The organism is Pelagerythrobacter marensis (assembly GCF_001028625.1).
GTDB classification, from domain to species: Bacteria; Pseudomonadota; Alphaproteobacteria; order Sphingomonadales; family Sphingomonadaceae; genus Pelagerythrobacter; species Pelagerythrobacter marensis.
Genome location: NZ_CP011805.1, coordinates 1,411,722 through 1,424,619, shown reverse-complemented (window position 1 = coordinate 1,424,619; position 12,898 = coordinate 1,411,722). Strand labels below are relative to the sequence as shown.

Sequence of the window (12,898 nt, the reverse complement as noted above, 5' to 3'; positions counted from 1 at the left end):
CGGGGCGGGGCGATGTCTGCGGGGACCGTGATGCGCGAAACCGCCTACGCCAAGATCAACCTTGCGCTGCACGTGAGGCGGCGGCGCGATGATGGCTATCACGAGCTGGAAACGCTGTTCGCCTTCGTCGACGCTGGCGACGAACTGGTCGCGCGCACGGCGGAAAGCGACAGCCTTTCGGTAACCGGCGAGTTCGCGCCCGCGCTGGATGATCCGTTCGGCAATATCGCAGCGAAGGCGCTGGGCAAATTGCCGCGCGCCGACGGTCTGGCCCTTGCACTGGAAAAGCGCCTGCCGGTCGCGGCCGGGCTGGGCGGCGGTTCTGCCGACGCCGGGGCGGTGTTCCGCATTGTCCGCGAACGATACGGCCTGCCGGAAAACTGGGCGGAGCGGGCCGCGAGCCTGGGCGCCGATGTTCCGGCCTGCGTGGACAGTGTGGCCTGCATCGGGCGTGGGACGGGAACGGAGCTGGAGCCGGTCGAAAACGATCTGGCCGGGACCCCCATCCTCCTGCTCAACCCGCGCGTTCCGGTGCCCACGGGCCCGGTCTTTGCCGCCTGGGACGGCGCGGATTCCGGCCCCCTTTCGGGCAGGACGGCGCGCGAGATCGCGGAAAGCAACGGCAACGATCTGGAACGGATAGTATTCGAACGGCTGTGCGTGGAGGAGGCACTGCTGGCCTGGAACGCCCTGGCCGATAGCGGCGGCTTCCTCACCCGCATGTCAGGCTCCGGCGCGACCTCCTTCGCTCTCTACGATACGGCCGATGCGCGTGATGAAGCCGCCGCGCGGATCGCCTCGGCTCACCCCGGCTGGTGGCAAATGAAAGGTGCGCTGCGATGATCGACGGCATTCCGTTTCGCCAGGTTGGCGAACTGTCCCCGGGCGGGATTGTCTGCGTGGTCGATCACGCATCGAACCATGTCCCGCCGGGTATCGAGCTGGGCATAGCGCCCGAGCTGCTGGACAAGCACATTGCGGTTGATATCGGCGTGGAAGGCGTTGCCGAACGCATGGCGCGCCGCCACGCCATTCCCGCGCATATCGCCACTGTCAGTCGGCTGGTCTGCGACCTGCATCGCGAAGAGGATTCGCCCGCCGTCGTCCCGGAAACCAGCGACGGGCATCTGATTCCCGGGAATATCGGTGCCGATGTGGAACGGCGGCTGTCGCTGTTTCATCGCCCCTATCACGCCGCGCTGGCCGACTGGCTGGATGCCGCGCGGCCCGAACTGGTGATCGCGCTGCACAGTTTCACCCCGACGCTCGAAAGCGGGGGGGACGATCGGCCGTGGGAAGTTGCGCTGCTTTACAATCAGGACGATCGCGCCGCGCGCCACGCGATCCGCCTGTTTGCGGAAGAAGGGCTGACCGTGGGCGACAACCAGCCCTATTCCGGCAAGCAGCTCAACGCCACGATGGATCGCCACGCCGAGGCGCACGGACGCCCCTATCTGACGATCGAGGTCCGCCAGGACATGATCGCGCGGAAGGCGGATCAGGCCCGCTGGGCCACCCTTGTCGCCGATGTCGCCAGCCGCACGGCCCTAGCCCTCAGGGGGGCCTGAACCGGGTCCGGTCGCACTGTTGCGGGCAAAAGAATTTCCCCTTCGACCGGTGGGCCGGATGCTTTAGGTTGGACGCTGCACTCAACGCGCAACAATCGGAATTTGCCAATGCCTGCCTATCGTTCCCGCACTTCGACCCACGGCCGCAACATGGCCGGCGCGCGAGGGCTATGGCGCGCCACGGGCATGAAGGACGACGATTTCGGCAAGCCGATCATCGCCGTGGTCAATTCCTTCACCCAGTTCGTGCCCGGTCACGTCCACCTGAAGGACCTGGGCCAGATGGTCGCCCGAGAGATCGAGGCCGCCGGCGGGGTGGCGAAGGAATTCAACACCATCGCCGTGGATGACGGGATCGCGATGGGGCACGATGGAATGCTCTATTCGCTGCCCAGCCGCGATCTCATCGCCGACAGCGTCGAATATATGGTCAACGCCCACTGCGCTGATGCGATGGTGTGCATTTCCAATTGCGACAAGATCACGCCCGGCATGTTGATGGCGGCGATGCGGATCAATATTCCGGTCGTGTTCGTCTCCGGCGGGCCGATGGAAGCGGGCAAGGTCGTGGTGAAGGGCAAGGAAGTCGCCCTCGATCTCGTCGACGCGATGGTTGCCGCCGCGGACGAGCGCATGACTGACGAGGAAGTCCTCGATATCGAACGATCCGCCTGCCCGACCTGCGGATCGTGCAGCGGGATGTTCACGGCCAATTCGATGAACTGTCTGACCGAGGCGCTCGGCCTGTCCCTGCCCGGAAACGGATCGACTCTCGCCACGCATGCCGACCGCAAGGCGCTGTTCCTGCGTGCCGGACGGCTCGTCGTCGAACTTTGCCGTCGGTGGTACGAGGAAGACGACGCCAGCGTCCTCCCGCGCACGATTGCCGACCGTTCGGCCTTCGAAAACGCGATGAGCCTGGATATCGCGATGGGCGGATCGACCAATACCGTGCTGCACCTGCTCGCCGCCGCGCACGAGGCGGAACTGGATTTCACGATGGCCGATATCGACCGGCTCAGCCGCCATATCCCGTGCCTTGCGAAAGTCGCGCCGGCGAAGGACGATGTTCATATGGAGGATGTCCACCGGGCCGGCGGGATCATGGCCATCCTGGGCGAACTGGACCGTGCCGGGCTGCTCAACACTGCCGTGCCGACGGTCCACAGCCCCACGCTGGCCGATGCGCTCGATGCCTGGGACATTGCCCGCACCAACAGCCCGGCGGTGCAGAAATTCTTCCGCGCCGCCCCCGGCGGCGTGCCGACGCAGACGGCGTTCAGCCAGGATCGGCGGTGGGCCGAACTCGACCTTGATCGCCGCGAAGGCGTGATCCGTTCGGCCGAACATGCCTTCAGCCAGGACGGCGGCCTTGCGGTGCTTTATGGCAACCTCGCCGAAGACGGGTGCATCGTGAAGACCGCGGGGGTGGATGAAAGCATTCTGAAGTTCTCCGGCCCGGCGAAAGTCTATGAAAGCCAGGACGCTGCCGTGACCGCGATCCTGACCGATCAGGTGCGCGAAGGCGATGTGGTCGTGATCCGGTACGAAGGGCCGCGTGGCGGGCCGGGGATGCAGGAAATGCTCTATCCGACCAGCTATCTGAAATCGAAAGGGCTGGGCAAGGCCTGCGCGCTGGTGACCGACGGGCGTTTTTCCGGCGGCACATCGGGCCTTTCCATCGGCCACGCCTCGCCCGAGGCGGCAGAAGGCGGGACGATCGGCCTGGTGCGCGAAGGCGACACGATCGTGATCGACATTCCCGCTCGTTCCATCCATCTCGACGTTTCCGAATCCGAACTGGCCAGCCGGCGGGCGGAGATGGAGGCAAAGGGAGATGGGGCATGGAAGCCCGTGGAAAAGCGCAAGCGGCGCGTTTCGACTGCGCTGGAAGCTTATGCCGCGATGACCACCAGCGCCGCGCGTGGTGCGGTGCGCGACGTTTCGCAGCTCGTCCGCAAGTGATGGTGCGCCCGGCTGTCATCGCCGGCGTACTGACACTGGCAGCCGCCTGCTCCTCGGCCGATGCGCCGGTTCAGGCGCAGGCGGACGAGGGGGCGGAGCGGATCGAATGTGCGATTGGCCCCGGGGCCGGCTTCGGGCCGGATTGCCTGGTGGAACGCGCCCGGATCGACGATGCGATCGTGCTCACCGTGCGCCATGCCGATGGCGGTTTCCGCCGGTTCGAACAATTGCGGGAAGGGCGCGGGCTGGCCGCTTACGACGGCGCCGACCCGATCGAGCAGACCCTGGCCGACGGAGTGCTGGAAGTCGCGATTGCCGACGAACGCTACCGCTTTGCCGCGCGCCCTGCGCAGGGGACCGATGTCGCCGAATGATCCCGTTCTGACAGTCGCCCAGATGCAGGCGGCGGAACAGGCGCTGGTCGATGCCGGAACCGATGTCGATACATTGATGCAGCGGGCCGGATGCGGCGCGGCGGAATGGGTCTGGCGGCTCGCCGCCGGGCGGCCCGTAACCGTGCTGTGCGGCCCGGGGAACAATGGCGGGGACGGTTACGTCATCGCGCAGGTTCTGCATCGGCGCGGGATCGATGTCGCGGTCGTCGCGCCAGCCCTGCCGCGAACCGATGCGGCCCGGAATGCCTGCGACAGCTATCGCGGGCCAGTCGTCCAGACCGCAGACGGTCGCCACGGCGCGGTGCTGGTCGATTGCCTGTTCGGCAGCGGACTGACGCGGCCCCTGTCGGGCGATCTGGCCGGATTGCTGCATGACCTCGCCGCCCGCCATCATCATCTGGTCGCGGTCGATCTGCCGAGCGGGATTGAAAGCGATTCGGGCGTGCCGCTCAATCGCGATCTGCCGGCCTGCGACCTGACGCTGGCGTTGGGGGCGTGGAAGTTCGCGCACTGGACCATGCCCGCTTCCGGCCGAATGGGGGCGCGGCGGCTGGTCGATATCGGGGTGGCGGTGCCGCAGGCTCCGGCCCGGCTGTCGCAGCGTCCGCAGCTCGAACCTCCTTCAGCCGATGCGCACAAGTATCGCCGCGGTTTGCTGGGGGTGGTCGGCGGGGCCATGCCCGGTGCCGCGCTGCTTTCCGCCAATGCCGCGATCCATGCGGGCGCCGGCTATGTGAAGCTGCTTTCCGACCAGTCGCATCCCGCCGCCCCCGCCGCGCTGGTTGTCGATCGGGGCCCTCTGGCCGAGGCACTGGACGACCCGCGCATGGGCGCCGTTCTCGTGGGCCCGGGGCTGGGGCGGGATGGCGAGGCACCGGCGCGGCTGGAACGGGCTCTCGAACGCGATTGCCCGCTGGTCCTCGACGCCGATGCCCTGCATCTGCTCACGCCGCGCCGGTTCGAGCGCGAGACACTGCTGACGCCGCACGAAGGGGAGCTGGAGAGGCTGTGCCGCGCCTTCGACGTGGCGGGCGAGGGCAAGCGTGCGAAAGCGAAAGAGCTGGCGCGAAAGAGCGGGGCGGTGGTCCTGGCCAAGGGGCCGGACACGCTGCTCTGCACACCCGATGGCGGGGTGATCCTGTTTCCGCCCGGGCCGAGCTGGCTTTCCGCTGCCGGAACCGGCGATATCCTGGCAGGAATCGCGGCGAGCCGCATGGCGACAGGCTGCAGTGCGGCCCTTGCGGCAGAACAGGCCGTCTGGCTGCACAACGAAGCGGCGCGGATCGCGGGCGTGGCATTCAGCGCCGACGATCTGGCGCAAGCCGTGAAAGCCGCCTACGCGCGCTTCCTGTGACCGAGACAAACGAAATCCTGCGTATCGCGGCCAAGGGCGACGGTGTGACCGTCGATGGCCGCCATGTGCCTTTCGCCGCGCCGGGCGACGTGCTGCAAGCCGACGGTACGATTGCGCCGGGGCCCCACCGCGCCCAGCCGCCATGCCGCCATTTCGGCGCGTGCGGGGGATGCCAGCTCCAGCATTGCGACACGCAGGCGATTGCGCGCTATCTGGGCGAACGGATCGCATTTGCGGCGCAGGGCCAGGGTGTCGCCATCGGCACGCTCCTCCCGCCCCATCTCTCCCCCCCGCGCAGTCGCCGCCGTTGCACGCTTCATGCGGCCAGCGCGGGCGGCAAGCTGCAGCTCGGCTTTCGCGAGGCAGGGTCGCACCGGATCGTGCACATGCGCGAGTGCCACATTCTGCGCCCCGAACTGTTCGCGCTGATCGCGCCGCTGCGGGCCCTGTTCGCTGCCCGTAAAGAGCGCATTTCCGCGAAAGTCGATCTGACGCTGGCCGATCAGGGGGCAGACTGCGCAATCGCCGGTTTGAAGGTGGAGGGGCTGGCCGCGACCGAGGCGATGCTGGCTTTCGCACAGGACAACGGCCTCGCCCGCCTGACGATCGATCACGGATATGGGCCGGAAACCGTGTGGGAGCCGGAACCGGTCACGGTGTCGCCCGCCGGTGTCCCGGTCGCATTTCCCAGCGGTGGGTTCCTGCAGGCGACGGTCGATGGCGAGAGCGCGCTGACCCGGATCGCCGGCGAATGGCTGGCCGGCGCGCGGTTCGTTGCGGATCTGTTCGCTGGTCTGGGAACGTTCGCGTTCGCCCTGTCCGGCAATGCAAAAGTGCTGGCGGTGGAGGCTGCGCGCGATGCCCATCTGGCGTGCAAGGCGGCCGCTGCCCGCACTGGCGGGGCGGTCCATGCCATGCACCGCGACCTCTTCCGCAACCCCCTCCAGCCCGACGAACTGAACCGCTTCGATGCCGTCCTGCTCGACCCGCCCCGCGCCGGTGCGCGCGAGCAGATCGGGCGGCTGGCGGAAAGCACGGTGCCGCGCATCGTCTATGTCAGTTGCAATCCGGCAAGCTGGGCCCGCGACGCGGCGCGCCTGGTGGAGGCCGGCTATCGGCTGGAGGCGGCCAGACCGGTCGGCCAGTTCGTCTGGTCGACTCACGTCGAACTCGCCAGCCTGTTCGTTCGGCAACCCGGTTAGGGGCGGCAACCCGGCCAGGGCTAGGGGCGACTGCTGCCCCGCAGCGCCATCAGCAACTGTTCGAACAGCCAGTCGCGCGCATGGGGCTCGACAAAGGCGTGGCTGGCCTTCTCGCAATAGGCGATCCGCGAATCGGCGGAATCCCACTGTTCGACGAAAGCCTGCGCAGTCCGGTCGGTTTCGGCCAGCAGGATGCGCACCTGCCCTTCGAATTTTTCCAGGCCGGCCGCCATGTCCTGGGCCAGAGAGCTGGGCTGCGACCGGGGCAGGGCGGCCCGGGCCAGCCCGCGCGCCAGCTTGCGCAAATCGACCCCGCCGGTCACAAGCCGCGCCAGTTCCGCGGGGTTCTTCAACTTTTCGATATAGCGCGAACGTACCGCAGCGGACGGGGGCAGGTCGTCCTGATCGTCCTCGATCGTCCACGGATTGGACAGGACAAGCGCCTCGCAGCCCGCGCCGCTCGCCAGCATCAGCGCGCTGGCGGCATCGCAGTTTCCGAAGGCGACGACACGCTTCATCTGGGGGGCCATCGCCCGGAAGGCGTCGATCGCTGCGGCAATATCCTTGGCGCTCGCGCGGAAACCGCGATTCTTGCCTTCGCTGTCACCGACGCCCCGCCGGTCGAACCGGAACACCGGGAAACCGGCCCTGGCCACCCTTTCGGCCAGCCGGGCCTGCCCGGAAAAGGCCCCGGCGCGAATCTCGTTGCCGCCGCTGACGATCAGCAGCCCGACCGACGCCGGCGCCGTGTCGATCGTCCCGGCGAGCGTCTGATCTTCGCAGGCGAAAGTGAGGGGGAGGCGGTTCATTGTGCCGGTATCCCCTGGGCGATGGCGGCGGCCAGCGCGTCCGCCTGATCGCGCGATTCGCCCGGTTCCGCGCGCATCCACAGGCCGCTGCCGCCGATCATGTCCTGCTCTATCCGCATCTGGGCGGATTCGTCCGGGAGGGTGGCCGTTTCGAGCGCGCAGAAGAGCGCGCGCCCCAGCGTCCATCCAGCCAGCTCGATCCCGTCCGAACGGCCCAGCAGTTCGAGATCCCTGATCGTTTCTTCCGCCCCGGCTTCGCGCGCCGAAAGCGTGCGGGCGCGCAACATTGGCCGCAGCACCTGACGCCCGGCGATCGGGGCGTAATTCCAGCCGGGCATGTCCGCCGGGGCGAGCAGGGCGCCGCCGCGCATTGTCAGCACGTGGCTGGCCCCGAAGTGATCGGAAGCGGCCAGCGCGGCCTGTCGCCACCCTTCCAGCGTCTGCGCGGTCAGCGGCCGGCGGCTTTCGTTGCAGCCGGGGAAATCGGCAAGAACGGTGCCGATCCCGTCTTCGGCCAGACGTCGCATGACTTCCACCGTAAGGCGGCGCAGCTTGTTGGCTTCATCGAACAGGGCAGGCACGACCAGAACCTTCGCCGCCCGCTTCCCGCGGAAAGTCAGCGCGATTTCGTCGTGGTTGCCGCCGTCCTGGTCGGGACAGGGCCATGTCGTGACGAGGGGGGCGGTCAGCTCTCTACGACTTTCGCCTCGGCAAAGGCGAGCAGCCCGCCGTAGGTCTCCAGCATTTCCCCATCGACTTCATCGTCTTCGATGATGATGCCGAGGCGATCTTCGATTTCGGTCAGAAGCCCGGCGACTGCCATCGAATCGAGTTCGGGCAAATGACCGAAAAGGCCGGTGTCGTTGTCGAAACTCTCGACTTTCTCAGCGTCGAGCCCGAGCACGTCGCACAGGATTGCGCGCAGCTTGGTATCGATGTCACTGCGACTGGGCGCGAGACTGCTCATGCCGGTATGGTTCCCCTGCAATTCGGCGGGCGCCTTAGCCCTGCCGCGCACCCGGCGCAAGGCGGCGGACGAGGCGCTTCGCCAGTGCCGGCCAGGCGCGGGGCTGCCGCGGGTCGAGGCAATCGATGCGGAAGCGCGGGCGCACGACCTCCATCCAGTCGGATTTGTAGCCGTCGTTCCCGGTTCCGAAATCTATCCATTCCACCCGGTCGCGATCGATCACGTGTTCGAACAGGGCCGCCGTCAGCGTGGTACCTGCCGACAGCGCCTTGTGCGCTTCCAGATGGGCGAGCTTGTGAATATAGGCCGTGCCGCCTTCCACGGTCCAGAACTGCGCGGCCACCGGCATCCCTTCATGCCTGGCCACGGCGAGACGGATGCGCCCGGCATCGCCTTCCTGCTGCGCGAAACGGCGCAGGAGGCCGGGCGTCTCCTCCTCCGGTTTCCAGCTTTCGGCATAGATCGCTTCGTAAGCGGACCAGTCGTCCGCGTCGAAGCGCTCGCGAATGGATACGTCGACTTTTCTGCCCTTGCGTTTCAGCGTGGTGCGCATTCGCCCGGGCCGCGCCGACCAGTAATCCGCGAAGCTGCGGCCACTTACTTGCAGGACATGATTGTGATCGCACTGTTCGCGCGCCACGATCCAACCGCTTTCGCGAAATGCCCGTTCCAGCCGCGTGGCGGCGCCATCTTCATTGGGAACCGGCCAGAACGTGGCACGATGGGTGCGTTGCCGCAGCTTGCCGGCGAGCGCGGTCAGAAGCCGTTCGCCTCCGGCATCGGCGGTCTGGAGCGGACGCCAGGTGAAGCTGTACCAGTTGCGCAGCGCCTCCAGCCGGCCATTGGCAGGGGTGAGCGGCAGGGCCACCCGTTTCCCATCCTCCTCCGCCACGGCGATGGTCGCGGGCATGCCGCTTTCCGCCAGCAGCGCGAACCATTCCCCGCGGTCGAATGGGCAGGCGACAGGTGGATTGGTCCCTTGCAAGACGTTAACCCTGTCGTGATAGCTGACGGCGATCACAGCGAATGCACTCCACGAAAGAAACCATGCCCGACGCACCCGACCCGAATCCCATGCCGCTCGATCATCTTGCCGAACGCGGCCAGGGGGATGCGCCCGCGCTGGTGCTGCGCGAAGGCACGCTTAGCTACAAGGACTTAAGAACCCGTGTCGCCGGCATGGCGGCATGGCTGCGCGACCGGGCGCCCGGCAATGGCGCGCGCGTGGCGAGCTGGGCGGCGAAGGGCGAACTGACCTGTCTGCTCCCTCTTGCATGTGCGCGGGCGGGGCTGGTCCACGTGCCGATCAATCCCTTGCTCAAGCGGGCGCAGGTCGCCCACATTCTGGCCGACAGCGGCGCGACCCTGCTGATCGCAACCGCTGCCCGGGCGAAATCGCTGGAAGATGGCGACGTGCCGCCCGGCTGCATTGCCATGACGGAAGCGGAAGCGCTGGCGGCCATTGCCGACTGTGACGGGGCGCTGGCCCCATCGCAGGCCGATCCCGGCGATCTTGCCGCGATCCTCTATACCAGCGGGTCCACGGGCCGCCCCAAGGGCGTTATGCTCAGCCATGCGAACATGTGGCTGGGGGCAGCCAGCGTTTCGCACTATCTCGGGATCGAGAGCCATGACGTCACGCTGGCGGTTCTGCCGCTGTCGTTCGATTACGGCCAGAACCAGTTGCTCAACAGCTGGTATGCCGGGGCCAGCGTCGTGCCGCTCGACTATCTGTTTGCGCGCGACGTTGCGAAGGCTTGTGCCCGCCATGCGGTGACCACGCTCGCCGCCGTCCCGCCGCTGTGGGTGCAGCTGACGGAACTTGACTGGCCCCAGGACGCCGTGGCCCCCATTCGGCGGCTGACCAATACCGGCGGCGCGCTGACGGTCGATCTGGTGCGAAGTTTGCAGGATACCTTCCCGCAGGCACAGCTTTTTCCGATGTACGGCCTGACCGAGGCATTTCGTTCCACCTATCTCGATCCGGCTCTGGTGGATAGCCACCCGACCTCGATGGGGACAGCGATCCCCTTCGCCGAAATCCTCGTCATCGACGATGCGGGGCAAGTGACCGGACCGGGCGAGGAAGGGGAACTGGTGCATTGCGGGCCGCTGGTTGCGCAGGGGTACTGGCAGGATGCCGAACGCAGTGCCGAGCGGTTTCGACCAGCCCCGGCAGAATCGCGCTATGGCGGCACGGCGGTTTGGTCGGGCGACCGGGTGAAACGCGATGCGGACGGGTTGCTCTATTTCGTCGGCCGGCGCGATGCGATGATCAAGAGCGCGGGCAACCGCATCAGCCCGCAGGAAGTCGAAGACGCGGCGATCGCCACTGGGCTGGTGGCCGAAGCGGTTGCGTTGGGCGTGCCCGATGCGCGATTGGGGCAGGCGGTTCATCTGGTCGTGCGGCCAGCAGCGGGCGTATCCGACGCACCGGATCGCCTCGCACCCGCCCTTGCGAAGGAACTGCCGAATTTCATGCAGCCGCAAACGATCCACTGGCGCGAGGTCATGCCCGTCAATCCCAACGGGAAGCTCGACCGGACGGCCATCGCGCGGGAGCTGGGCGCATGAAGCCGCTGGGACCGATCCCGTCGGGCTTTACCGCCACCGACGGAGAGCTTGCGATCGATGGGCGCAAGGCCAGCGACCTTGTCGCCGAAGCGGGCGACACCCCGCTGTTCGTCTATTCCGGCGGGCTGCTGGCGCGGCGCATCGCGGATCTGCGCGCGGCGATGCCCAGCCGGCTCAGGCTGCATTATGCGATCAAGGCGAACCCTTACGCCCCGCTACTGGAATTCATGGCCAGTCGGGTGGATGGTTTCGATGTCGCATCGGGCGGCGAGCTGGCGATGCTGGAAGCGGCCGGGATTGCGGCCGACCGGGTCAGCTTCGCCGGGCCGGGCAAGCGGGATCGCGAACTGGAATGCGCAATATCAGCAGGTTGTACGATCAATCTCGAATCGGAGAGAGAAGCGCGACGGGCTCTGGATATCGCCGATCGGACAGGCCATCGCCCGCGCCTCGCCATCCGTGTGAACCCGTCGTTCGAACTGCGCGGTTCGGGCATGAAGATGGGCGGCGGGGCGAAGCAATTCGGCATTGACGAGGATCGCGTGCCCGCGCTGGGCCGCGATCTGATCGCCGCGGGGGCGGAATGGTGCGGCCTGCATATCTTCACCGGCAGCCAGGCTCTGGACGCCGAAGCGATTATCGAAACGCAGGCCAATGTCCTTGCCCTTGCCGATCGCCTGGCGGGCGAGATCGGCGAACCGCTGGCGAAGCTCAACATGGGCGGCGGTTTCGGTATCCCCTACTTCCACGGCGACGCGCCGCTCGACATCGCGGCGATCGGCGCTGCGCTGGAGGAGCGCTTCGCGAGCCTTCCGTCGAGCCTCTCCGAAACCGAGCTGTGCATCGAACTGGGCCGCTATCTGGTTGGCGAAGCGGGGGTCTATCTGACCCGGATCGTGGACCGGAAGGTCAGCCACGGGTACACGTTCCTGATCACCGACGGGGGGCTTCATCACCAGCTCGCCGCGTCGGGCAATTTCGGCACGGTCGTGCGCCGCAACTATCCGCTCGCGATCGCCAGCCGCTTCGATGCCGGGCCGGAGGAGGAGGCGAGTGTGGTCGGGTGTCTTTGCACGCCGCTCGACCGGCTGGCGGACCAGGCGCACCTGCCGCGCGCGGACGTCGGCGATCTGATCGCGGTCTTCTGCGCCGGCGCCTACGGCGCGACCGCATCGCCGGCCCAGTTCCTGGGGCAGGGCCCGGCGCGCGAAATGCTGATCGGCGCCGCGCCGCGTTAACCTTCGCGCGCAGGGCGTCCCAATCCGGGACTGCCCGACATCAGGCGGGATTGGCTAACAGATTATTCACCCTTTTTCGCGAGGAAGAACGCCTGTGAACCGCGGGTGCGGCAGGTGGGGTCGCTCCTCGCCTGTCGCTCACAACGCCCGCACGACAGGCAAGGACGCGCATCGATGCCAATCGCTCGAATACCAACTTCTCTCGCCAGCAGTGCGCTGGCGGTTCTCGCTCTGGCCGGTTGTGCTTCCGGCAGCGGGACGGAACTGCCGCCCGCATCCTTCGTCGCGATGCAGGAAGGGCCGGGCGAGGAATATGTCATCGGCCCGCTCGACGAACTGACGATCCACGTCTGGCGCAACCCGGAACTGGGCGCGGAAAAGATCCAGGTCCGGCCCGACGGACGGATCACGACCCCGCTGGTTGCTGACATGCCCGCGGTGGGCAAGACGCCGGCGATGCTGGCGGAGGATATCCGCCTGCAGCTTTCCCAATATATCGAAGAGCCGCTGGTTTCGGTGATCGTGACCAATTTTGCGGGCACGTTCAGCCAGCAGATCCGCGTCATCGGCGCGACCGCGCAGCCGGCATCGATCCCCTATCGCGCCAACATGACCGTGCTGGACGCGATGATCGCGGTCGGCGGTCTCAGCGAATTTGCCGCCGGCAACCGCGCCAAGCTGATCCGGTTCGACAAGCAGGCCGGCCGCCAGCGCGAATATGCGCTGCGGCTGGGCGACCTGCTGAAGGACGGGGACAGCCGCGCCAACGTCATGCTCCAGCCCGGGGACGTGATCATCATCCCCGAAAGCATGTTCTGAGAAAGGC

Annotated in this window: 13 protein-coding genes; 9 read left to right on the top strand and 4 right to left on the bottom strand. The window is 67.2% G+C overall.

What is annotated here, in order from left to right:
* The first annotated feature begins 12 nt into the window (after nt 1-12).
* From AM2010_RS06830 to AM2010_RS06805, 6 genes are all read left to right on the top strand, one after another.
* Nucleotides 13-843 (top strand): 4-(cytidine 5'-diphospho)-2-C-methyl-D-erythritol kinase, encoded by an 831-nt coding sequence (locus tag AM2010_RS06830; RefSeq protein ID WP_244881994.1) that lies wholly within the window; start codon nt 13-15, stop codon nt 841-843.
* Complete coding sequence (locus AM2010_RS06825; protein ID WP_047806433.1) at nt 840-1,568, top strand: N-formylglutamate amidohydrolase; 729 nt, start codon at nt 840-842, stop codon at nt 1,566-1,568. Before AM2010_RS06830 ends, AM2010_RS06825 begins: the two co-directional genes overlap by 4 nt.
* Before the next feature lie 108 nt (nt 1,569-1,676).
* Nucleotides 1,677-3,533, top strand: a complete 1,857-nt coding sequence (ilvD, locus tag AM2010_RS06820) for a dihydroxy-acid dehydratase (protein WP_047806432.1) — start codon at nt 1,677-1,679, stop codon at nt 3,531-3,533.
* Entirely contained in the window at nt 3,533-3,907 is a 375-nt protein-coding gene (locus AM2010_RS06815; protein ID WP_047806431.1) for a hypothetical protein, read from the top strand. Before ilvD ends, AM2010_RS06815 begins: the two co-directional genes overlap by 1 nt.
* Entirely contained in the window at nt 3,894-5,282 is a 1,389-nt protein-coding gene (locus AM2010_RS06810) for a bifunctional ADP-dependent NAD(P)H-hydrate dehydratase/NAD(P)H-hydrate epimerase (protein WP_047806430.1), read from the top strand. Before AM2010_RS06815 ends, AM2010_RS06810 begins: the two co-directional genes overlap by 14 nt.
* Nucleotides 5,279-6,484: a class I SAM-dependent RNA methyltransferase gene (locus tag AM2010_RS06805; RefSeq protein ID WP_047806429.1), complete on the top strand. Its 1,206-nt coding sequence runs from the start codon at nt 5,279-5,281 to the stop codon at nt 6,482-6,484. Before AM2010_RS06810 ends, AM2010_RS06805 begins: the two co-directional genes overlap by 4 nt.
* A gap of 20 nt (nt 6,485-6,504) precedes the next feature.
* On the opposite strand, the gene AM2010_RS06800 is transcribed toward AM2010_RS06805, so the two are convergent.
* The 4 genes from AM2010_RS06800 to AM2010_RS06785 form a co-directional block, all read right to left on the bottom strand.
* Nucleotides 6,505-7,293, bottom strand: a complete 789-nt coding sequence (locus AM2010_RS06800; protein WP_047806428.1) for a hydrolase 1, exosortase A system-associated — start codon at nt 7,291-7,293, stop codon at nt 6,505-6,507.
* On the bottom strand, nt 7,290-7,874 hold the full coding sequence (locus tag AM2010_RS06795; protein WP_236699429.1) for an alpha/beta hydrolase family protein: 585 nt from the start codon (nt 7,872-7,874) through the stop codon (nt 7,290-7,292). Before AM2010_RS06795 ends, AM2010_RS06800 begins: the two co-directional genes overlap by 4 nt.
* 104 nt (nt 7,875-7,978) lie before the next feature.
* Nucleotides 7,979-8,260 (bottom strand): acyl carrier protein, encoded by a 282-nt coding sequence (locus AM2010_RS06790; RefSeq protein ID WP_047806426.1) that lies wholly within the window; start codon nt 8,258-8,260, stop codon nt 7,979-7,981.
* A gap of 34 nt (nt 8,261-8,294) precedes the next feature.
* Nucleotides 8,295-9,281, bottom strand: coding sequence for a GNAT family N-acetyltransferase (locus tag AM2010_RS06785; protein ID WP_053043985.1), 987 nt, complete (start codon nt 9,279-9,281; stop codon nt 8,295-8,297).
* A 26-nt stretch (nt 9,282-9,307) separates the two neighbouring features.
* Between AM2010_RS06785 and AM2010_RS06780 the strand changes: the two genes are divergently transcribed.
* From AM2010_RS06780 to AM2010_RS06770, 3 genes are all read left to right on the top strand, one after another.
* On the top strand, nt 9,308-10,834 hold the full coding sequence (locus AM2010_RS06780; RefSeq protein WP_047806425.1) for an acyl-CoA ligase (AMP-forming), exosortase A system-associated: 1,527 nt from the start codon (nt 9,308-9,310) through the stop codon (nt 10,832-10,834).
* Nucleotides 10,831-12,072 (top strand): pyridoxal-dependent decarboxylase, exosortase A system-associated, encoded by a 1,242-nt coding sequence (locus AM2010_RS06775; RefSeq protein WP_047806424.1) that lies wholly within the window; start codon nt 10,831-10,833, stop codon nt 12,070-12,072. Before AM2010_RS06780 ends, AM2010_RS06775 begins: the two co-directional genes overlap by 4 nt.
* A gap of 174 nt (nt 12,073-12,246) precedes the next feature.
* On the top strand, nt 12,247-12,891 hold the full coding sequence (locus AM2010_RS06770; protein WP_047806423.1) for an XrtA/PEP-CTERM system exopolysaccharide export protein: 645 nt from the start codon (nt 12,247-12,249) through the stop codon (nt 12,889-12,891).
* Nucleotides 12,892-12,898 lie beyond the last annotated feature (7 nt).